At 72.3% G+C, this 21,355-nt stretch carries 17 protein-coding genes; 13 read left to right on the top strand and 4 right to left on the bottom strand.

Annotation, left to right across the window (positions count from 1 at the left end; translation table 11 throughout):
- Nucleotides 1-6: 6 nt before the first annotated feature.
- Nucleotides 7-1,110 (top strand): thiamine-phosphate kinase, encoded by a 1,104-nt coding sequence (thiL, locus tag DEJ16_RS07615; RefSeq protein WP_375232117.1) that lies wholly within the window; start codon nucleotides 7-9, stop codon nucleotides 1,108-1,110.
- A 74-nt stretch (nucleotides 1,111-1,184) separates the two neighbouring features.
- Here thiL and DEJ16_RS07620 read toward each other — a convergent pair whose 3' ends face one another.
- Nucleotides 1,185-1,748 carry an RsmD family RNA methyltransferase gene (locus DEJ16_RS07620; protein ID WP_110826160.1) on the bottom strand — a complete coding sequence of 188 codons (564 nt, stop codon included), beginning with the start codon at nucleotides 1,746-1,748 and terminating at the stop codon, nucleotides 1,185-1,187.
- 212 nt (nucleotides 1,749-1,960) lie between these two features.
- On the opposite strand from DEJ16_RS07620, the gene DEJ16_RS07625 reads away from it, so the two are divergent.
- The 7 genes from DEJ16_RS07625 (at nucleotide 1,961) to DEJ16_RS07655 (ending at nucleotide 11,101) form a co-directional block, all read left to right on the top strand.
- The gene (locus DEJ16_RS07625) at nucleotides 1,961-4,189 is read left to right on the top strand and encodes an ATP-dependent DNA helicase RecG (RefSeq protein ID WP_110826161.1); all 2,229 of its coding nucleotides are present in this window, start codon (nucleotides 1,961-1,963) and stop codon (nucleotides 4,187-4,189) included.
- 27 nt (nucleotides 4,190-4,216) lie between these two features.
- On the top strand, nucleotides 4,217-4,705 hold the full coding sequence (coaD, locus tag DEJ16_RS07630) for a pantetheine-phosphate adenylyltransferase (protein ID WP_110826132.1): 489 nt from the start codon (nucleotides 4,217-4,219) through the stop codon (nucleotides 4,703-4,705).
- A gap of 80 nt (nucleotides 4,706-4,785) precedes the next feature.
- Nucleotides 4,786-5,364: a DUF177 domain-containing protein gene (locus tag DEJ16_RS07635; protein WP_258365869.1), complete on the top strand. Its 579-nt coding sequence runs from the start codon at nucleotides 4,786-4,788 to the stop codon at nucleotides 5,362-5,364.
- A gap of 47 nt (nucleotides 5,365-5,411) precedes the next feature.
- The gene (rpmF, locus tag DEJ16_RS07640) at nucleotides 5,412-5,615 is read left to right on the top strand and encodes a 50S ribosomal protein L32 (protein ID WP_022905230.1); all 204 of its coding nucleotides are present in this window, start codon (nucleotides 5,412-5,414) and stop codon (nucleotides 5,613-5,615) included.
- A gap of 13 nt (nucleotides 5,616-5,628) precedes the next feature.
- The gene (gene rnc / locus DEJ16_RS07645) at nucleotides 5,629-6,360 is read left to right on the top strand and encodes a ribonuclease III (RefSeq protein WP_110826133.1); all 732 of its coding nucleotides are present in this window, start codon (nucleotides 5,629-5,631) and stop codon (nucleotides 6,358-6,360) included.
- 4 nt (nucleotides 6,361-6,364) lie between these two features.
- Complete coding sequence (mutM, locus tag DEJ16_RS07650; protein ID WP_110826134.1) at nucleotides 6,365-7,330, top strand: bifunctional DNA-formamidopyrimidine glycosylase/DNA-(apurinic or apyrimidinic site) lyase; 966 nt, start codon at nucleotides 6,365-6,367, stop codon at nucleotides 7,328-7,330.
- Between the two features lie 30 nt (nucleotides 7,331-7,360).
- Nucleotides 7,361-11,101 (top strand): chromosome segregation SMC family protein, encoded by a 3,741-nt coding sequence (locus DEJ16_RS07655; protein WP_110826135.1) that lies wholly within the window; start codon nucleotides 7,361-7,363, stop codon nucleotides 11,099-11,101.
- 115 nt (nucleotides 11,102-11,216) lie between these two features.
- Here the strand turns inward: DEJ16_RS07655 and DEJ16_RS07660 are convergent, their stop codons facing one another.
- Nucleotides 11,217-12,245 carry a TerC family protein gene (locus DEJ16_RS07660; protein ID WP_110826136.1) on the bottom strand — a complete coding sequence of 343 codons (1,029 nt, stop codon included), beginning with the start codon at nucleotides 12,243-12,245 and terminating at the stop codon, nucleotides 11,217-11,219.
- Nucleotides 12,246-12,472: 227 nt separating this feature from the next.
- On the opposite strand from DEJ16_RS07660, the gene ftsY reads away from it, so the two are divergent.
- From ftsY to DEJ16_RS15750, 3 genes are read left to right on the top strand one after another with little or no spacing between them, the layout of a single operon-like run.
- Nucleotides 12,473-13,342, top strand: a complete 870-nt coding sequence (ftsY, locus tag DEJ16_RS07665; RefSeq protein WP_110826137.1) for a signal recognition particle-docking protein FtsY — start codon at nucleotides 12,473-12,475, stop codon at nucleotides 13,340-13,342.
- A complete protein-coding gene (locus tag DEJ16_RS07670) occupies nucleotides 13,339-14,697 on the top strand; it encodes a hypothetical protein (RefSeq protein WP_110826138.1) in 1,359 nt (452 codons plus the stop codon). The genes ftsY and DEJ16_RS07670 overlap by 4 nt, the downstream gene beginning before the upstream one ends.
- Nucleotides 14,698-14,718: 21 nt before the next feature.
- Nucleotides 14,719-14,886: a hypothetical protein gene (locus DEJ16_RS15750; protein WP_181419521.1), complete on the top strand. Its 168-nt coding sequence runs from the start codon at nucleotides 14,719-14,721 to the stop codon at nucleotides 14,884-14,886.
- Nucleotides 14,887-15,135: 249 nt separating this feature from the next.
- Here DEJ16_RS15750 and DEJ16_RS07675 read toward each other — a convergent pair whose 3' ends face one another.
- A complete protein-coding gene (locus DEJ16_RS07675) occupies nucleotides 15,136-15,930 on the bottom strand; it encodes a nucleotidyltransferase domain-containing protein (protein WP_110826139.1) in 795 nt (264 codons plus the stop codon).
- Between the two features lie 220 nt (nucleotides 15,931-16,150).
- Here DEJ16_RS07675 and ffh point away from each other — a divergent pair, with 220 nt between their 5' ends.
- A complete protein-coding gene (ffh, locus tag DEJ16_RS07680; protein WP_110826140.1) occupies nucleotides 16,151-17,698 on the top strand; it encodes a signal recognition particle protein in 1,548 nt (515 codons plus the stop codon).
- A gap of 91 nt (nucleotides 17,699-17,789) precedes the next feature.
- Here the strand turns inward: ffh and DEJ16_RS07685 are convergent, their stop codons facing one another.
- The gene (locus DEJ16_RS07685) at nucleotides 17,790-18,920 is read right to left on the bottom strand and encodes a glutamate--cysteine ligase (RefSeq protein ID WP_110826141.1); all 1,131 of its coding nucleotides are present in this window, start codon (nucleotides 18,918-18,920) and stop codon (nucleotides 17,790-17,792) included.
- 93 nt (nucleotides 18,921-19,013) lie between these two features.
- Here DEJ16_RS07685 and DEJ16_RS07690 point away from each other — a divergent pair, with 93 nt between their 5' ends.
- Entirely contained in the window at nucleotides 19,014-21,158 is a 2,145-nt protein-coding gene (locus DEJ16_RS07690; protein WP_258365870.1) for an FAD-dependent oxidoreductase, read from the top strand.
- Nucleotides 21,159-21,355: the final 197 nt, after the last annotated feature.

The following is a 21,355-nucleotide window of genomic DNA, read 5'->3' on the forward strand; positions in this document are numbered from 1 at the left end:
TCTCGTGTGGACGCGACGCACGACGAGCACCAGCACGAGCACCGCACCGACGGTCCCGACGGCGTCGACGGGCGGGCGACCGCCGGAGCACAGCGCACGACCGTCGGAGCGCTCGGCGAACTCGCGGTGCTCGACCGGGTCACGCGACGCCTCCCCGCCGGGTCCCCGGTCCTCGGGCCCGGGGACGACTGCGCCGTCGTCGCCGCCCCCGACGGCCGCTTCGTCGTGACCACGGACATGATGGTGCACGGCCCGGACTTCCGGTGGGCGTGGTCCTCGCCCGAGGACGTCGGCTGGAAGGCCGCCGCCACGAACCTCTCCGACGTCGCCGCGATGGGCGCCGTGCCCTCCGGTCTCGTCGTCGCGATCGCGGCTCCGCCGGACACCCAGGTCGCGGTGCTGGAGGGCGTCGCGGACGGGTTCCGACTCGCCGTCGACGCCCTCGCTCCGGGGTGCGGGGTGGTCGGCGGCGACCTGTCCACGTCGGCGACGTTCTCGCTGACCGTCACCGCGTTCGGGGACCTCGGAGGGCGGGACCCCGTCGTCCGGTCCGGTGCCCGGGTCGGTGACGTCCTCGCTGTCTCCGGGGAGCTCGGCGCCGCCGCCCGCGGCCTGGCCCGGCTGTTCCGGGACGGCGTCGACGCCGCGGGGGAGCCCGACGTCGAGCGGGTCCGGGCGAGCGGGGCCGACACGGACCCCGACGTCGCCCGGCAGCGCCGCCCGGTCCCCCCGATCGCCGACGGTCCGCTGGCTGCCGCAGCCGGTGCGACGGCGATGCTCGACCTGTCCGACGGGCTCGCGATCGACGCAGGGCGCCTCGCCCGGGCGAGTGGCGTGACCCTGGAACTCGACCCGGCCGAGGCGTCGGCGCCCGACGGGGTGGTGGACGAGGTCGCGCTGCACGGCGGCGAGGACCACGGGCTGCTGGCGACCTTCCCGGTCGGGACGCGCCTGCCGGGCGGCTTCCGCCGGATCGGCGTGGTGCGCGAGCGCACGTCCCACGCGGGAGCGGACCATGCGGAGCGGTCCGTGGACCTGGTTCGTGGCGGGACGCCCGTCCCGACGACGGGGTGGGACCCGTACGCGGACTGGGACGGCGTCGCGGGCTGACGCAAAGTCGCACCCCCGCGCGCTCCGGCACCGGCCCGGCAGCAGGTCCGGCTCCGGTCGGAGCGGCGGTAGCCTCAGTCCGCGTCGGCCACGGCCTCCCATGCCACGGTGTCACCCCACGAGCGCTTGCTGAACCGGGTGAGCCCGGCCGGCCACGTGGGCTCGGGGGAGCGGGTGCCGCGTTCGACGACGACGACCGCACCGGGCGTCACGCGTGACACGAGGGCCTCGAGCACGTCGGTGACCTCGGACTCGGCGACCTCGTACGGCGGGTCGATGAAGACGAGGTCGAACGTCTTCGCCGTCCCCCGCAGGTACCCCAGTGCGGGCTGCGCGTGGACGTCGATGCGGACACCAGGCGCGCGCTTCTGCACCGCGCGCGCGTTCTCGCGGCAGGCGGCCGCCGCGGACGCGGCGCGGTCCACCAGGGACACCTCGACCGCACCCCGGGACGCGGCTTCGAGGCCGAGCGCACCGGTTCCGGCGTACAGGTCCGCGACCGAGGTGTCGTCGATGAGCCCGCGCGACTCGAGGGAGGAGAACAGCGCCTCGCGCACACGGTCGCTCGTCGGTCGGGTGCCGGACTTCGGCACCCGGAGCGTCGTGGACCCGGCGGCGCCGGCGATGATGCGCGTCATGCTGCCACCGTAGCGGGCCGCGGCGGCGACCCCGGCGTCCTCCACAGCCCCGCCGGGGAGGCTCGTGGCGGGTCGGACGTCGCGGGTACCGTTGGGGCGTGGCCACCTCCCGCACCGATGCCGCTCCGACGAGCCCAGCCGCGGGCGCTGACGCCGCCCGTGCGGGCGCTGCGTCGGTCGGCGACGCGCCGTCCGCTGCCGTGGGGGGACCCGTGCAGTGGGGCCCGGCGCCGCTCGACGTGCGGCTGGCGAACGTCCTCGGTGGGCGGACGGCGAAGGCGATCGAGAAGGCGTTCGGGCACCGCACCGTCGGGGAGTTCCTCGAGCACGCTCCGCGTCGCTACGCGGAGCGCGGCGCACTCACGGCGCTGGACTCGCTCGCGATCGGCGAGTCGGTCACGATCGTCGCCGAGGTGGTCGAGGTCCGGGAGCGCACCATGCGGGCGCGACGGGGCTCCATCCTCGAGGCCAAGATCGGGGACGGGACCGGCCTGCTGACCCTGACGTTCTTCAACCAGGGGTGGCGGACGAAGGACCTCGTGCCCGGCGCCCGCGGGGTCTTCGCCGGCAAGGTCGGCGACTACCGCGGCGCCCGGCAGCTGGCGCACCCGGACTACGAGCTCTTCGACCGGGACGACCCCCGCGCCACGGCGGACCCGGGGTCGGAGGAGGCGATCCGCTGGTCGCGCCAGCCGATCCCCATCTACCCGGCCACGGCTTCCCTGTCGTCCTGGCAGATCGCGAAGGCCATGGGGGTCGTCCTCGACACGCTGCCGGACGTCGCCGACCCGATCCCGGCCTCCGTCCGGACCCGGCTCGACCTCGTGCCGTTCCGTCGGGCACTCGAACTGCTGCACCGGCCGGAGAAGGTGTCCGACTTCAAACGGGCGCAGGACGCCCTGCGCTACCGCGAGGCGTTCGTGCTGCAGACCGCGCTGGTGCAGCGCCGGATCGCGGCGCGGGCCACGGCGTCCGTCGCCCGGACCGCGTCGCCCGGCGGCGTCCTCGAGCGCTTCGACGCGAGCCTGCCGTTCACCCTGACCGACGACCAGCGGTCGGTCGGGGCCGAGATCGCGCAGGACATGGCCGGGACCTGGCCGATGCACCGGCTCGTGCAGGGCGAGGTCGGTTCGGGCAAGACCCTCGTCGCGATCCGGGCGATGCTCACCGTGGCGGAGTCCGGCGGACAGTCCGCGCTGATCGCCCCGACGGAGGTCCTGGCCGCGCAGCACCTCCGGTCGATCGTGAAGTTCCTCGGGCCGGACCTGGCCGCGGAGCTCCGTCCGGTGATCCTGACCGGGTCGCAGTCCACCGACGAGCGCCGGCGGGCGCTGCTCGCCGCGGCGTCCGGTGGGTCCCGCCTCGTGGTCGGCACCCACGCGCTGCTCGGCGACCGGGTCGACTTCGCCGAACTCGGCCTGGTGGTCGTCGATGAGCAGCACCGCTTCGGGGTGGAGCAGCGTGAGGCCCTGCGGACGAAGGGCTCGACGCCACCGCACGTGCTCGTCCTCACCGCGACGCCCATCCCGCGGACCGTGGCGATGACCGTGTTCGGCGACCTCGACGTCTCGACGATCCAGGGCATGCCGTCCGGCCGGGCCGGGGTCGAGACGTTCACCGTCGGGCTCGCCGAGCACCCCGGGTGGGAGTCCCGCATCTGGACGCGGATGGCCGAGGAGCTGGCGGACGGGCGCCAGGCGTTCGTCGTCTGTCCGGCGATCGACGACGCGCACGGCGAGGACGACGGGACGCCCGGTCCCGCCGGCGACGGAGCCGCGGCCGACGGCACGCCGGGCGGCGCCGACGCCGACGGCACGCCGACCAGGAAGCCCGCGACGGTCCTCGCGACCGCGGAACGGATGCGCGCCATGCCCGTGCTCGCGGGGCGGCGCATCGAGGTCCTGCACGGCCGGATGTCGGCGGAGGAGAAGGACCGCGTGATGACGTCCTTCGCCGACGGCGCGGTCGACGTGCTCGTCGCGACGACGGTGATCGAGGTCGGTGTCGACGTCCCGAACGCCTCGATGATGGCGGTGCTCGACGCCGACCGGTTCGGCGTCTCGCAGCTGCACCAGTTGCGCGGGCGCATCGGTCGCGGGCAGTACGCGGGTGTCTGCCTGCTCGTCACCGCCGCCGAGACCGACACGGTGTCACGGGAGCGCGTGGACGCGGTGGCCGCGTCCGACGACGGGTTCGAGCTGGCACGGGTCGACCTCGAACTGCGCCGGGAGGGCGACGTGCTCGGCGAACGGCAGTCGGGTGGGCGGTCGTCGTTGACGCTCCTGCGCGTGGTGCAGCACGCCGACCTCATCGTGGACGCGCGGGAGGAGGCCGAACGCCTCCTGGAGGACGACCCGGACCTGAGCGGCAGTCCCGCGCTCCGGGACGCCCTCGCACGCCGCCTCGACGAGTCCGACGCGGCCTTCCTCGGGAAGAACTGAGCGGAGTCGGCCGGTATCGTCGCTCACATGACGAAGATCGCCGTGGTGCCCGGCTCGTTCGACCCCGTGACGCTGGGACACCTCGACGTGATCGCCCGTGCCGTGGACCTGTTCGACGAGGTGCACGTGCTCGTCGTGCACAACCCCGACAAGAAGGCGGCACTGTTCGACGCCGGCGACCGGGTCCGGCTCATCCGGGAGTCCGTCACGGAGCTCGGGATCCCGGGCCGGGTCGTGGTCGGGGAGTGGACGGCCGGGCTCCTGGTCGACTACTGCCGGCAGGTGGGGTCGAAGATCCTGGTGAAGGGTGTGCGGTCCGGCGAGGACGTGGCCTACGAGACCCCGATGGCGATCATGAACCGGCACCTCGCCGGGGTGGAGACGGTCTTCCTGCTGCCGGACGCCGCCCGGGCGCACGTCTCGAGCTCGCTCATCCGGCAGGTGTCGTCCCTCGGTGGCGACGTGACGCCGTACGTGCCCGACGCGGTGGCCCGCGCGCTCGCCGGGCGGGCCTGACGGCCGGACCGACGGACGGCCGCCCTCGACACGCTCCGGGTGCTCGACTCGTCGGCCTGAGCGGGGTAGGCTGGTTGATCGTGTCTTCCTCCGTGAACAGCCCCTACGCCCTGCGTGTGCGTGACCTCGCGCACCGGCCGGGCGACATGCGCGAGGTGTCGCTCGACATCACCGTCCCGAGCACCCTCGGCGCCGGTCTCATCGCCGTGCGCGAGGGCGACCAGATGCACCTCGACGTGAAGCTCGAGGGCCTCCACGAGGGTGTGCTCGCGTCCGGCACCGCCCGGGCCGAGGCGACGGGGGAGTGCTCGCGCTGTCTCATCGACGTCAGCGAGCTCGTCGAGGTCGAATTCGCGGAACTGTTCGCGTATGATGCCTCGGAGGAATTCGACTACCAGGTTCACGATGACCACGTGGATTGTGAACCGGTCGTCCGAGACGCGGTGGTGCTGTCACTGCCGTTCCAGCCGGTCTGCCGGCCGGACTGCCCAGGACTCGACCCGGAGACGGGTGAGCGCCTGGCGGACATCGGCGAGCGGCCGACAACCGCTGCCACCGATCCTCGCTGGGCTGCGCTCAGCGGGATCCAGTTCGACGACAGCACTCCCGACCAGACCACCGCGGACGAGGAGCGGACGCCGGCCGACCAGGCCGAGTGACCGCCACCGCCCACGACTGACCACCGACCAAGCGAAAGAGAACCACCATGGCCGTCCCCAAGCGCAAGCAGTCCCGTGCGAACACGCACGCCCGTCGATCGCAGTGGAAGGCCGCACCGGTCCAGCTCGTGAAGACGATCGAGAACGGCAAGGTCACCTACAGCCTCCCGCACCGCGCGAAGGTCGTCGAGGACTCGGCCGGCACGCCCCTGTACATGGAGTACAAGGGCCGCAAGGTCGCCGACGTCTGATCGGACTCCCCTCATGACTGCGACGTCCGGCGCCGCGGGGTCCCGCCCCGTGGGGTCGGACGTCGTTCGTCTGCGCGACCTCCTCGACGTGCCGGTGGACCCGGAACTCCTGCAGCTCGCCCTCACCCACCGGTCGTACGCGTACGAGCACGGCGGGATCGGGCACAACGAGCGGCTCGAGTTCCTCGGCGACTCCATCCTCGGGCAGGCCGTGACTGTCAAGCTGTTCCGTGACTACCCGGAACTCGACGAGGGCGAGCTCGCCAAGCGGCGCGCGAGCCTCGTCTCCACGGTCGCCCTCGCCGAGATCGCCCGCCACATCGGGCTCGGCGCGTACCTCCGGCTCGGCAAGGGCGAGGAGCAGACCGGTGGTCGCGACAAGTCGTCGATCCTCGCCGACACGGTGGAAGCCGTGATCGGGGCGACGTACCTGTCCGCCGGCGCCGACGCCGCCACCGACCTGGTGCTGCGGCTCGTCGCGCCGCTGCTGGTCGACCCCGCGCGGTTCGGCGCCGCGATGGACCCGAAGACGAGCCTGCAGGAGCTCGCCTCCGCGCGCTCGCTCGGCAACCCCGCCTACCGCATCACCGAAGCGGGCCCGGACCACGACAAGACCTTCCACGCGACGGTCGTGCTGCAGGGCGAGGACGTCGCCACCGGCACCGGCACGAGCAAGAAGACGGCGGAGATGTCCGCCGCGCTCGACGCCTGGACGCGACTGTCCGGACGTCCCGTCGAGGGCTGACCGGGTGCCCGAACTCCCCGAGGTCGAGGTCGTCCGCGCCGGCCTCGAACCCGCCGTCACCGGCGCCAGGGTGCTCGCCGTGCAGGTGCACGACGAGCGCGCGCTCACCCGCCACGACGGGCCTGCCGAGGACTTCGCGCACCGCCTGACCGGGCGGACGATCGCCGCGGCCGTCCGTCGCGGGAAGTTCATGTGGTTCCCGCTGGACCCCGACGGGGACCGACCCGAAGCACTGGTCGCGCACCTCGGCATGAGCGGCCAGATCCTGCTCGGCCGCGACCGACCCGCCGCACGGCACCGGCGGATCGTCCTCGACGTGCAGCCTCCCGGGACGGACCGGGACGGCGTCCGGGAGGCACCGGTGCAGCTCGAGTTCGTCGACCAGCGCACCTTCGGGTCGATGGCGATCGACCGGATGCTGCCCACGGTCGACGGCGCTGCCGCCGGCCACGCCGGGCAGATCGACACGACCGACCCGCGAGCCGACTGGCGCCGACGGATCCCGTTCCAGGTGTCGCACATCGCCCGGGACCCGCTCGACCCCGCGTTCGACGACGACCGCTTCACCGCCGCGGCGCGGAAGCGGTCCAGCGGCATCAAGCGTGTGCTGCTCGACCAGGGGGTCATCAGCGGCATCGGGAACATCTACGCGGACGAGTCGCTGTGGGCAGCGCGCCTGCACTTCGACCGACCGGCCGACCGGCTGCCCCGGGCGACGCTGCACCTGCTCCTCGACGAGGTCCGGGCCGTGCTCCGCCGCGCGCTCGAGGACGGCGGGACGAGCTTCGACGCGCAGTACGTCAACGTGAACGGGCAGTCCGGGTACTTCTCGCAACGCCTCGCGGTGTACGGCCAGCAGGGGGAGCCCTGCCCGCGGTGCGGCACCGCGATCGTGCGTGAGGCCTTCATGAACCGGTCGAGCCACCGCTGCCCCGTGTGCCAGCCCGCTCCGCGGCAGCGCAGGCGTTAGCCTGACGCGAACCGACCAGCCGGAGACCGCATGTACCTGAAGAGCCTGACCCTCAAGGGGTTCAAGTCCTTCGCGCAGCCCACGACGTTCGCGTTCGAGCCGGGCGTCACATGCATCGTCGGCCCGAACGGCTCCGGCAAGTCGAACGTCGTCGACGCCCTTGCCTGGGTGATGGGGGAGCAGGGGGCGAAGACCCTCCGCGGCGGCAAGATGGAGGACGTCATCTTCGCCGGCACCGCCACCCGCGGTCCCCTCGGTCGCGCACAGGTGACCCTGACGATCGACAACGCCGACGGTCTGCTGCCGATCGAGTACGCCGAGGTGACGATCTCGCGGACGCTGTTCCGGAACGGTGGCAGCGAGTACGCCATCAACGGCGAGAACTGTCGGTTGCTCGACGTCCAGGAGCTGCTGAGCGACACCGGGCTGGGCCGGGAGATGCACGTCATCGTCGGGCAGGGCCAGCTCGACAAGGTGCTGCACGCCACCCCGGAGGACCGGCGCGGGTTCATCGAGGAGGCTGCCGGCATCCTCAAGTACCGCCGCCGGAAGGAGAAGACGCTCCGGAAGCTCGACGCGATGCAGACGAACCTGACACGGCTGTCGGACCTGGCGGGGGAGATCCGCCGGCAGCTGAAACCGCTCGGACGCCAGGCCGAGGTGGCCCGCAAGGCGCAGTCGGTCGCGGCCGTCGCCCGGGACGCCAAGGCCCGCCTGCTCGCCGACGACGTCGTGCGGTTGCGGCGCGAACTGCGCGACCACGTCGAGGTCGAGACCGGTCGGAAGTCCGAGCGCATCGTCCTGCAGGAGCGGCTCGAGCAGATCCGGCAGCGGCAGCAGCAGGTCGAGCAGAGCATGGTCGGCGACGACGTCGACCGCGCCCGGACCGTGGTCCACCGGTTGGAGAGCGTGCAGGAGCGACTGCGCAGCCTGTCGATGCTCGCGAACCAGCGGCTGATGTTCCTCGCGCAGCAGGCCGAGGCACCGCAGCAGGGCCCGACCGTCACGCCCGAGCGGGTCGCCGGCGTCCGCGCCGAAGCCGACCGGCTCGACCTGCGTGCGCAGGAGATGCAGGGTGGGACGACCGCCGTCGGTGAGCGGGTGCAGGCCGCTCGTGCCGCACTCGACGCGCTCGACGAGCAGATCGCCGCGCAGGCTGCCCGCGTCGCGCAGCACGACCTGAACGGCCAGCGGCTCGCCGGGGCCGTCGAGGTGGCGCGCTCGCGGCGGTCGTCGGCCGTCGCCGACCGGGAGCGGCGGGAGCGAGCGCTCTCCGAGGCGGTCGTCCGTGCCGAGCAGGCCGCCGCCACCCTGGAGGACCTCGGTCGCGACCCGGCGCTGGACACCGACGACGAGACACTCACTGCGACGCTGGCGGCGGCCCGCGACCAGCTCGACCGAGCCCAGGCGGACCGGGACACGCACCGGGACCGACTGCACGCGCTCGAGCGCGAACGGGACGCCCTCGACGCCCGGATCGCCGCGCTCGCGCTCTCGATCGACGTCCGTGACGGTTCGCAAGCGCTCATCGACGCCGGTCGCGAGGGGATCGCCGGCCGGCTCGCCGACCGTCTCACGGTCACGCCCGGGTACGAGGCGGCCGTCGCCACCGCACTCGACGGGCTCGCGGACGCCGTGCTCGCCGAGGACCGGCGGGCTGCGCTCGACGCCGTCGACCACGCCCGGGCCGCGGACCTCGGTCGCATCGACGTGGTCGTCGCCGACGTGGCCGGCAGTGCGTCACGGCTGCCCGCCGCGCTGCCGCCCGGCGTCCGGGCCGCGCTCGACGTCGTGACCGGCCCGCCCGCGCTCACCGCGGTCCTGACCGAGACGCTGGTCGCCGACCGGGACGACGTCGACCTGGAGGCGGTGCTCGCGGCCGCCCCGGACGCCACGGTGGTCACGCGGTCCGGCGACCTCGTGCGCGCGGCGCGGGTGACCGGCGGCGGGCAGCGCTCGACGTCCCGCATCGAGTTGGCCGCGGACCGCGACGCAGCGGCCACCCGCCGGGAGACCGTGGTGGCCGAGGCGGAGGAGGCGGCCGCGGGCCTCCAGGCTGCGCGGACCGCGGTGGAGGCCGCACGGCGGGCGGTGGACGAGGCGGACCGGGCCGCGCGCGCCCACGCCCGCGCGACGGCGGAGTACGACCGGACCAGTGCCTCCGCCCGCGCCCGGGCGGAGAACACCGCTGCCGAGGTCGAGCGGCTGCGCGCAGCCCTCGCCGAGACGGACGGTGCGACTGCGGCCTCCGAAGCGGCACTCGCCGCGGCCGAAGCGGAGCTCCGGGCCTTCGCGGAGCGCCCGCGCCCGGTCGTCGACGCGTCCGCCCGGCCGGCGGCGCAGGACGCCGTCGACGCCGCCCGGGCGGCGGAGATCGAACACCGACTGCAGGTCGAGACCGCCCGCGAGCGTGCCCGGGCCGAGCGGCGTCGGGCGGACCAGCTCGAGCGGCAACTCGGAGCGGAGCGGGCGGCGGCCGAGGAGGCTGCGCGTCTCGCGGTCATCCGACGGGGGCAGATCGCCTCGGCCGAGGGTGTCCTGGCCGACCTGCCGGTGGTCCTCGCCGCCGTCGACCGTTCGCTGGCCGAGGCCCGGGTGCAGCTCGCGACCGAGGAGTCCGAGCGCACGAAGCGCAACACCGAGCTGCAGGGCATCCGGAACGAGGAGCGCGAGCTGCGGGACCGTCTGCAGACCATCACCGACGGGGTGCACTCGCTCGAGATGGAGATCTACGAGAAGCGGCTGCACCTGTCCGGGGTCCTCGACCGGGCGCAGAGCGAACTCGGGCTCGGCGAGACCGTGCTCGTCGCGGAGTACGGGCCGGACGTCCCCGTGCCGGTCGACGTGCTCATCGACCCGCGGGTGCTCGCACGACGGCACCGCGAGGCGGCACGAGCGGCCGCTGCCGAGGACGTGTCGACGGGGGCCGAGGACACGGCCGCTGACGACCTCGACCCGGTCGGTGTCGACGTCGACGAGACCGACGACACCGACGAGACCGTGCTCGCCGCCGGCTCGACCCTGCCCGGCGGGCCTGCCCTGCCCGAGTACGAGGCACCCGACGTCGACCCCGCGGACGTCCCGACCACGCCGTACGTCCGCGCCGAGCAGGAGCGCCGACTCGCCGCGGCCGAGCGTGACCTCGGGCGGCTCGGCAAGGTGAACCCGCTCGCGCTCGAGGAGTTCCAGGCGCTCGAGCAGCGGCACGCGTTCCTGTCCGACCAGCTCGACGACCTGCAGAAGACCCGCGCCGACCTCCTGACGATCATCGAGGAGCTCGACGGGAAGATGCAGACCATCTTCGCGTCCGCGTTCGAGGACACCCGCGAGGCGTTCGACGTCGTGTTCCCGATCCTGTTCCCCGGCGGTTCGGGATCGATCACGTTGACGAACCCGGACGACCTGCTCACCACCGGCATCGACGTGCAGGTCAAGCCCGCGGGCAAGAAGATCGACCGGCTGACGCTGCTGTCCGGCGGGGAGCGGTCCCTGGCTGCCGTGGCGCTGCTCGTGGCGATCTTCACGGCCCGGCCGAGCCCGTTCTACATCATGGACGAGGTCGAGGCGGCGCTCGACGACGCGAACCTCGGCCGCCTGCTCACCGTGTTCGGGCGGCTGCAGGAGTCGTCGCAGCTCATCGTCATCACGCACCAGAAGCGGACCATGGAGATCGCCGACGCGCTGTACGGGGTCTCGATGCGGCAGGACGGCGTGTCCGCCGTCGTCGGCCAGCGGGTGCAGAAGCCCGAGCCCGCCGCAGCGGTCGCGTAGCCGACGGTCGGAGACGGACGGGAGGCTCCCCACCGGCCGGTTCCGGACCGACGCGCCAGCGGCGGGTCGGCCGTGACCGGTGGGGAGCCTCCAGTCAGGCGTGGGGAGGTGGCGACTACTTCGCGTCGGCCTCGACGGCGTCCGCCGGCTCGCCGGTCGGGGTGAGGCCGCGCTGCTGGCGCTTCTTCGACACGACGAGGCTCGCGACCGTCGCGACGGTGATCGTCAGGAGGATGAAGCCCAGCGAGAACCAGATCGGGATCTCGGGCGCCCACTCGACGTGCTGACCGCCGTTGATGAACGGCACCTCGTTGACGTGCAGGGCGTGGAAGACGAGCTTCACGCCGATGAAGGCGAGGATGACGGCCAGGCCCTGACCGAGGTAGATGAGCCGCTCGAGCAGGCCGGCGATGAGGAAGTAGAGCTGGCGGAGACCGAGGAGCGAGAACGCGTTCGCGGTGAACACGATGAACGCGTCCTGCGTCAGCCCGAAGATCGCGGGGATCGAGTCGAGCGCGAAGAGCACGTCCGTCAGGCCGATCGAGACCATGACGAGCAGCATCGGGGTGAAGAGGCGCTTGCCGTCGACCTTGGTGGTGAGGCGGTCACCGTCGTAGTGCTCGGAGGTCGGGATCACGCGGCGGAGCAGACGGATGAGCTTCGAGTCGCCCTCCTCGGCACCGTGTTCGTCGCCGCCCTTGGCCTGCGACCACGCGAGCCAGAACAGGAGGAGACCGAACAGGTAGAAGACCCACGAGAAGTTCTCGATGATCGTGACGCCGAGGGCGATGAAGACACCGCGCGCCACGAGGGCGATCGCGACACCGACGAGCAGGACCTTCTGCTGGAACTCCTTCGGCACCGCGAAGGTCGTCATGATGATGAGGAAGACGAAGAGGTTGTCGACCGACAACGCCTTCTCGGTCAACCAGCCGGCGAAGTACTCACCGCCGGCCTGTCCGCCGCCGAACACCCACACGCCGACACCGAACAGGATCGCGAGCGCGATGTAGACGATGGACCAGAAGGCCGATTCGCGGATGTGCGGCACGTGCGGCGTGCGCACGTGCGAGAAGAAGTCGAACACGAGCAGGCCGAGGATGCCTGCGATCGTGAAGAGCCACACGTACAGGGGGACGTCCATGGAGAGCCTCCAGGTCAGGGGCGTGCCACACAGGGAAAGTGGGTACGCCGGAGCCTGAAGGTCTCTTCCGCCGCGGTCCTGTCCGGTGATCCGGTGGGCCGCGACCGACGCCCCGGGTCCGGGTCGTTCCGGGCCGTACTGACGGGGTCGCCGAGAGGGAATACTCCCCTTCGCGACTCCGACCCTACCGAAGGCCGGCACCGAGTGGGCACCCGTAAGCTGGGAACATGGCGAGTAGTTGGTCCCTGTCCTCCCGGCTCCGTGGTCTGTTCCAGCGGAAGACCATCGACGAGACGACGTGGGAGGACCTGGAGACGGCGCTGATCGGCGCGGACTTCGGCCCCGACATCTCCGAGGAGATCATCGAGGACCTCCGTGCGCGCGTCGCCCGGTACGACACGACGGACCCCGCCGACCTCAACCGCATGCTGCGCGAGGTGCTCGAGGAGCGGCTGTCGAAGCTCGACACGACGCTCAAGCTGAGCAACCGTCCCGCCGTGGTCCTCGTCGTCGGCGTCAACGGCGTCGGCAAGACCACCACCATCGGGAAGTTCGCGAAGTTCCTCCGCACCTACGACCGCACGGTCCTGGTCGGCGCCGCCGACACGTTCCGCGCCGCGGCCGTCGAGCAGGTCGCGACGTGGGCGCAGCGTGCCGGCGTCGACGTCGTCCGCCCCGCACAGCCCGGGCAGGACCCGGCGTCGGTGGCGTACCAGACCGTCGAGCGTGCGATCCGCGAGGGCACGGAGATCGTCGTCATCGACACCGCCGGCCGGCTGCACACGAAGGCCGGGCTGATGGACGAGCTCGGCAAGATCAAGCGCGTCGTCGAGAAGCAGACGGAGATCGCCGAGGTCCTGCTCGTGCTCGACGCGACGACCGGGCAGAACGGGCTCGCGCAGGCGCAGGCCTTCATCGAGGGCGCCGGGGTCACGGGACTCGTCATCACGAAGCTCGACGGGTCGGCCAAGGCAGGGTTCGTGCTCAGCGTGCAGGAGAAGACGGGCATCCCGATCAAGCTCATCGGCCAGGGCGAGGGCATCAACGACCTGACCGGCTTCACGCCGCACGTCTTCGTGCAGAACCTGGTCGGGTGAGTCCCGTCCTCCGCCGTCTGACCGACCGCGCTCCCGGCGGCGTCTCCGTCCTCGAGCTCGTGGTGATGTGCTGCGTCGCCGTCGCGCTCACGTTCGGGAGCCTGTTCCACAAGCTGCAGTGCGCGGCGGACGGGTTGGACCTGGCGTACGTGACGGGGCACGCGTGCCTCGGCGACACCCTCAGCCTGTGGGGGATCCGCGACCTCGGGTCGCACGTGTTCCCCTACGTCGGGGAGCTCACCGACCGCGGTCTGCCGCCCGGCACCCTCGAGTACCCGACGCTGACCGGCCTCTGGGCCTGGCTGTCGGCACTGCCCGTCGACTCGCTGCGCGGGTTCCTCGTCGTCACGGCGATCACCTTCGTGCCCGTGGTGGTCCTGGTCACCGTGTTCCTGGCCCGCGTCGCCGGACGCCGCGCCTGGGTCTTCGCCGCGACTCCGCCGCTGTTCCTCTACGCGCTCTACAACTGGGACCTGCTCACCGTGCTCTGCACCGCTGCCGGCCTGTTCGCCGCGGTGCGGTGGCCGGCCGGACGCGCACCCGTCTGGCGAGCGGTCGTCGTCGGGGCGCTGTTCGGCCTCGGCGGGGCCTTCAAGCTCTACCCGCTCGCGTTCGTCGCACCGTTCGTCCTCGCCTTCCTGGTCGACGCCGGTGTGGCGTGGCCGGACCGGTTCCGTCGCGCGGCCGCTGCCGTGGCGGGTGCCGTCGGCGTGGTGCTCGCGGCCAACCTGCCGTTCGTGGTCGTCAACGCCACGTCGTGGTTCTCCGTCATCCGGTTCCAGGGCACCCGGGCCATCGACCCGAGCACGATGTCGGTCTGGTACTGGGGCCTGCAGCCGTGGTCGGCGAACCCCGACCCGGGCGTGCAGCACAAGCTGAACCTGCTCTCCACCGGAGCGACCGCGGTCGCCGTGCTGGCCGTCCTGGTCGTCGGGCTCCTCATCGGGCTCCGCCGCGGTCGGATGCCGTGGATCGAGACGAGTGCGGCCCTGCTCTGCGCCTACCTGGTCGCGAACAAGGTCGATTCGCTGCAGTACGTCCTGTGGCTCACCCCGTTCTTCGCGGTCGTGCGCATCCGCCTGTGGTGGGTCGTCGCGTACATGACGGCGAACCTGCTGCTCTTCGTCGGCTGGTTCCACAGCTTCGCGCTGAAGGCGGTCGGCATGACGGCGCGGAGCTGGGCGGACGAGGCGCAGTCGATCGGCATCTGGGGACAGATCATCCTGCTGCCGATCCTGGCGGTCGTCTTCCTCCGCAGTCGTGCCGTGGACAGTGACGTCGCGCAGGGTGTGGACGTCGACGTCGACCGGCGCGCGCAGCAGCCCGCTGACGTGTACCGTCCGGCTGGTACCTGACCGACCGGAAGAGGACATCTCATGCCCGCACTGCTCATCATCGCGATCATCGTCGGCGTCGTCCTGCTGATCACCGGCATCGTCAGCGCCGCGCTCAAGGCCCTGCTCTTCATCGGGCTGGTGCTCATCGTGCTCGCCGTCGTGGGGTGGATCCTCCGGCGCGTGCGCGGAGGCGGCTCGCGCGTCTGACGTCGCGACACCACGGCCACTGGCGCGTCCCGTTCGGCGGGGACGCGCCAGTCGTCGTTCCGGTCGCGCTGTCGAGGTGACGAACGGCCCGGACCGGTGGGAGGCCTCCCGGCCGGCCGCTGCCGGTGGTGCCCGCCGGTCCGGGAGTCGTACCGACTGGCGCCCTGCCGGCGCCTCGAGCAGGTGCGCCATTGGACTGAGTACCGGGCCGGGGATGGTACCGGCCGGCTCTGGTGCTCCGGTGCGGTCTCACGACCAGCGGCGCACCTCCGCTCGGAAGTAGTCCTCGGCGATCTGGCGGGCCTCCGTCGCGGTGCTGCTCGGTGGGACGTCGTCGAAGCCGGCGGCACGGTCGAGTTCGTCGGCGACGAAGCGCTGGAGGACGTCCGGAGCGGTGGCCGTGCCCATCTCGCGGGTCCTCGCCTTCAGCTCGATGAGGTCCGCCGTGGCGTCACGGACGTGCGACGGGACGGTCGAGTCGGCCAGCAGGGTCGACAGGTCCATCGGCGGGGTCGCGCTCTCCGGGTGGTCGTGGAGCCACCGGAGTGTCGATGCTGGGCGGAGGACGTAGAAGAACCGCTTCAGCGTGAGGTCCCGCTCCTGCTGTCGGTGCGCGACGTGCAGGTAGTGTCGGCCGATGCGTCCGCGGTCCGCGACGGCCGCGGCCAGGGTCAGGAGGCGGTCGCGGAAGCCCTCGTCTCCGCTGTAGACGATCGGGGATCGCAGCCACTCCGTCACGGTCGCGTTGCCGTTCACCAGGAGACGGACGGTCTTCGCCAGGTCCCACCCGTTGACGTCGAAGACGGCATCGAGTGGGGTCTCGATCACGTCCCGTCCCGGCCACAGTGCGAGGTAGTCGTCGGAGCGTCGCACGAAGAGGAACCGGCAGTCGTAGTCGCTGTCGGGCGACGGGAACCCCCAGGCCCGACTGCCGCTCTCGATCGCCCACGGCACGCGGACGCCGTGGTCCTGCTCGACGCCCACGAGCCGGCGGTCGATCTCTGCGACGACGTCTGGGTCGAGTGTGGGGGGTACGTTCCGCATGGCCCGACGCTAGCGCTCCACCACCCCGGCAGGATCGCGACTCCGTGCCGTGGGGGATCGTCACCCTCAGCGTCTTCGCCGGCGCGGTCGTCGTCACTGCGGTGGTGGCAGCCGGGCCGCGGCAGATCCGCCGGCGCGAGCGGGCGTGAACGGCACCGGCGGTGCGGTCCCGCGCCGCGCCTCCCGGGCCGACGACCGCGGACGGTAGGATGGTCGGATCATGGCGCAATTCGGTTCACTCTCCGATCGGCTCACCGAGACCTTCCGCAACCTGCGGAGCAAGGGACGGCTGACCCCGTCCGACGTGGACGGCACCGTCCGCGAGATCCGGCGGGCCCTGCTCGACGCGGACGTCGCGCTCGAGGTGGTGAAGTCGTTCACCGCCGCCGTGCGTGAACGTGCGCTCTCGGACGAGGTCAACAAGGCCCTCAACCCGGCGCAGCAGGTCGTCCAGATCGTCAACGAGGAGCTCGTGGGCATCCTCGGCGGGCAGCAGCGCCGCCTCGAGTTCGCCAAGCGACCCCCGACGGTCATCATGCTCGCGGGTCTGCAGGGTGCGGGCAAGACGACCCTCGCGGGCAAGCTCGGCAAGTGGCTCAAGAAGGACGGCCACACTCCGATGCTCGTCGCGGCGGACCTCCAGCGTCCGAACGCCGTGCAGCAGCTGCAGGTCGTCGGTGAGCAGGCCGGCGTGCACGTCTTCGCCCCCGAGCCCGGCAACGGCGTCGGTGACCCGGTCAAGGTCGCCAAGAACGCGATCAAGGCCGCCGTCGACCAGCAGTACGACACCGTCATCGTCGACACCGCCGGTCGACTCGGTGTCGACGCCGAGCTCATGAAGCAGGCGGCGAACATCCGCAAGGCGGTCGACCCGGACGAGGTCCTGTTCGTCATCGACGCGATGATCGGTCAGGACGCGGTGAACACCGCCCGTGCCTTCCAGGAGGGCGTCGACTTCACCGGCGTCGTGCTGTCGAAGCTCGACGGCGATGCCCGCGGTGGTGCGGCGCTGTCGGTCGCGTCGGTCACGGGCCGACCGATCATGTTCGCCTCGACGGGTGAGGGGCTCGACGACTTCGAGCCGTTCCACCCGGACCGCATGGCGAGCCGCATCCTCGACCTCGGCGACATCCTGTCCCTCATCGAGCAGGCGCAGGGTGCGTTCGACGAGGAAGAGGCGCGCAAGGTCGCGGACAAGATCGCGTCCGACAACTTCACGCTGAACGACTTCCTGCAGCAGATGCAGCAGCTGCGCAAGGCCGGCTCGATCAAGGGCATGCTCGGCATGCTCCCGGGTGCGAAGGGCATGCGCGAGGCGCTCGACAACTTCGACGAGCGGGAGATCATCCGCACCGAGGCGATCATCCAGTCGATGACGCCGCAGGAACGCGAACTGCCGAAGCTCCTCAACGGTTCCCGTCGCCTCCGCATCGCGCGCGGTGCCGGCTCGACCGTGACCGAGGTGAACGCCCTCGTCAACCGGTTCGAGCAGGCCGCGAAGATGATGAAGACCGTGGCGCGCGGCGGTGTGCCGCAGATGCCGGGCATGGGACCGATCCCGGGCATGCACGGCGGCAAGAAGCAGCAGCCGCAGACCAAGAAGAAGAAGGTCGGCAACCCGGCGAAGCGCGCGGCGCTCGCGGCGGGCGCCCCGGCCGCCCCGCAGCAGGCACCGTCCGGTGCCGGGCTCGGGCTCGGCATGGGCAAGGGCGGCAAGGCACCCAGCGAGGAGGAGCTCGCCTCGCTCCAGAAGTTCCTCGGTCGCTGACCACGACCAGGGGTCGCGCACGCGACCACCATCACGACGGGAGGCCCGTCACCGGCTGGTGACGGGCCTCCCGTCGTGCGTCCGGCGGGTGTCAGAGCGAGTCGCGCAGCTCCGCGACGAGATGCCAGACCACGGCGCGCAGGTCCCCGCTGTTCTCCTGCGCCACCGCGAGTTGGCGCTGGTAGGACGCGCCGCGCTCGATCATCGTGTCGAGGTGGTGCAGCTCCTGCTGGCAACCGAGCCGCTCGGCGACCGGGTCCAGCCGGGTGACGAGGTCGTGCACCTCGTCGGTCACGAGCCGTTCGTCGCCGGCGACGTTCGTGATGATCTCGGCCTCCATGCCGTACCGGGCAGCGCGCCACTTGTTCTCGCGGACGAACCAGGGCTGCATCGCCTGGAGGGTCTCGCCGGCGTCGAGCCGGTCGGAGCTCTCGGTCACCAGGCACTGCACGAGTGCGGTGACGGCGCCGACCTCGTCGAGCGTGGAGATCCCGTCGGACACGCGGTTCTCCAGCGTGCCCCAGCCCGGCGACGGTCGGATGTCCCAGCGCAGGTCCTTCACGCCGTCGATCACGCCGGTGTGCACGAGGTCCCCGACGACCTCCTCGAAGTTCGCCCATGCCCCGAGCTGGGGCGGGAGTCCGCCGGTCGGGAGCTGCTGGAACATCAGGGCCCGGTTCGACGCGTAGCCGGTGTCGGTGCCGCCCCAGAACGGACTCGACGCGGTGAACGCCTGCAGGTGCGGGACGTAGCCGAGCATCGCGTTCATGATCGGGACGGCCTTGTCCCGGTCGTCGATGCCGACGTGCACGTGGACGCCCCAGATGAGCATCTGCCGTCCCCACCAGCGGGTCCGGTCGATGAGTTCCGCGTAGTGCTCGCTGTCCGGGGTGATCTCCTGCTGGTCCCACTGGGCGAACGGGTGTGTGCCGGAACACATCACGTCGGCGTCGAGGGGAGTCGCGGCGTCGATGACCTCGCCGATGATGCCGGAGAGTTCCCGCGTCGCCCCGCCGACCGAACGGTGGACGCCGGTGACGACCTCGACCGTGTTCGTCAGGAGCTCCTCCGTCACCCGGTCCGCATCGCCCAGGCGCTCCCGCACGGCTGCGAGCACAGCCGGTGCCCGGGGGGCGAGGTCACCCGTCGCGCGGTCGACGAGGGGCAGCTCCCACTCGACGCCGATCGTCGACGGGGCTGATTCGGTGAACCGGATGTCCATGGGGCCATCCTGCCCGTCCACCTGACGGATCGGCGGGGAGCGCGGCGTGTCCGCCCTGACGAGCACCCGCACGGGTCGCCTAGTCTTCCTTGCGTGACCGCTGTCGTTCCGCCCGCCGCCACCGTGCCCGTCACCACCGTGCCCGCCGCCACCGTGCCCGCCGACCTCCGCACGGTCGGCTCGCCCTGGACACTGGGCCCACTGCACCTGCCGAACCGGGTGGTGATGGGGTCGATGCACACCGGGCTCGAGGTGCTCGACGACGGTGGGGTCGCGATGGCGGCGTTCTACCGGGAACGAGCGGCCGGGGGAGCGGCCTGCATCATCACCGGCGGGATCGCCGTGAGCGACGAGGCGCGGGGCGGTCCGGACTTCGCGGTCTTCGGCGTCGGCGGGGCCGACGAGCGCTTCCGCACGGCGGTCGACGCGGTGCACGACGCGGGCGGGACGGTCCTCGCGCAGCTCTTCCACGCCGGTCGGTACGCCCTGGTCGGCGGGCTGCAGGACCGACACGGCCGACCCCAGCGCGCGGTCGCTCCGTCCGCGCTGCCCTGGGCTGCCGCGCGCGGGGTGGTGCCCGAGGAGCTGACCGCGGACGAGGTCCGGCGCACCGTCGAGGACTTCGCCGCCGCGGCGCGGACCGCCGCGGCGATCGGCTTCGACGGCGTCGAGATCATGGCGTCCGAGGGGTACCTGGTCAACCAGTTCCAGTCGCCGCTGACGAACCTGCGCGACGACGAGTGGGGTGGGACCCCCGAGAAGCGCCGTCGGTTCGCGGTGGAGGTCGTGCGTGCGGTCCGCACCGCGGTCCCGGACCTGGCCGTCACGATCCGCCTGTCCGGAGCAGACCTCATGCCCGGCTCGTCGTCCGATGCCGACGTCGACGCGCTCGTGCTCGAACTGCTGCCGCTCGGGCTCGACGCGATCTCGGTCGGCATCGGGTGGCACGAGTCCCGGACGCCGACGATCCAGGCCGCGGTGCCGCACGGCGCGTGGATCGAGCAGGCCGCCCGGATCGCCGACGTCGTCCGCGCCTCCGACCACCCGCACGTCCGGGTCATCGCCTCGAACCGGATGACGGACCTCCGTGACGCCGAGGCCGTGCTGGCCGACCGACGGATCGACGCGGTGGCGCTCGCCCGACCGTTCCTGGCCGACGCGCAGCTCGTGGAACGGTCCCTGGCCGGCCGGCCCGACCTCGTGAACACCTGCATCGGCTGCAACCAGGCGTGCCTCGACCGGTCCGTGGTCGGCGCACCGGTGTCGTGCCTCGTCAACCCACGCGCAGCCCGGGAGCTGCAGTTCCCCCTCCGACCCAGCTCGGAGCCGAAGCGCGTGGACGTCGTGGGCGGGGGACCGGCGGGACTCGCCGCAGCGGTCGACGCCGCCCGCCGTGGTCACGACGTCCGGCTGTGGGAGGCGTCGGACGTCCTGGGCGGACAGTTCGGACTCGCCGCGGTGATCCCCGGCAAGGAGGACTACGCCGGTCCGGTGCAGGCCGCACGCGCGGAACTCGCGGAGCGCGGCGCCACCGTGCACCTCGGGCGGGCGGCGACCGTCGACGACCTGACGGGCAGCGACGCGGTGGTGCTCGCCTCCGGTGTCGTGCCCCGGGAGGTTGCCCTGCCCGGCGCCGACCTGCCGCACGTGCTCACCTACGAGCAGGCGCTCCGCGAGGGCGTGCCCGAGGGCAGCGTCGCGGTCATCGGCGGCGGCGGGATCGGCGTCGACACCGCCGCCTTCCTCACCGAGTCACCCGACGAGGCGGTCCGCGCCGTCGAGTTCGCCGCCCGCTGGGACGTTCCGGTCTCGACGGAACTGGTCGGTGACCTGCCACAGCGCCAGCCGACCGTGCACCGGACGGTCCGCCCGGGCCACCTGGTCACGGTGCTCCGCCGGAACGGGAAGTTCGGCCAGGGCGTGGGCCTCACCTCGCGGTGGGTGGCGCTCGGTCGGCTCCGTGACGCAGGCGTCCGGATGCTCGGTGACGTGCAGGAGTACCTCCGCATCGAACCGGGCGCGCTCTGGATCCGCGACGGGTCCGGCACGGAGGTCGCCGTCCCGGCGGACGTCGTTGTGCTCTGTGCCGGCCAGGAGGCGCGGGACGACCTGGTCGCGGGCCTCCGGTCCGCCGACGTGCCGTTCGCGGTGGTGGGCGGTGCCCGGGACGCCCGCGCGGTCGACGCCGTGCGCGCCACGAGTGAGGCCCTGGAGGCGGTCCGCGCGTTGGCGCCGTGACCGCCCGGATCGAGTGCCCGGGGCGCGCCGCGCGTCGTGGCTCGCTTCCCGCTCGGGAATCTGCAAGAATGAACGGTCGAATCGTGTCCGCTCGACCCTCTATCCAGCGGATCGCGAGTCTCTCAGAGCTTCCACCGTGTGTGCCCCCACGCCCGCGGTTCCGGTTCAACCACAACACGTACGCAACAGGAGTCATT

The organism is Curtobacterium sp. MCJR17_055 (assembly GCF_003224335.1).
In the GTDB taxonomy this organism is placed as follows: Bacteria; Actinomycetota; Actinomycetes; order Actinomycetales; family Microbacteriaceae; genus Curtobacterium.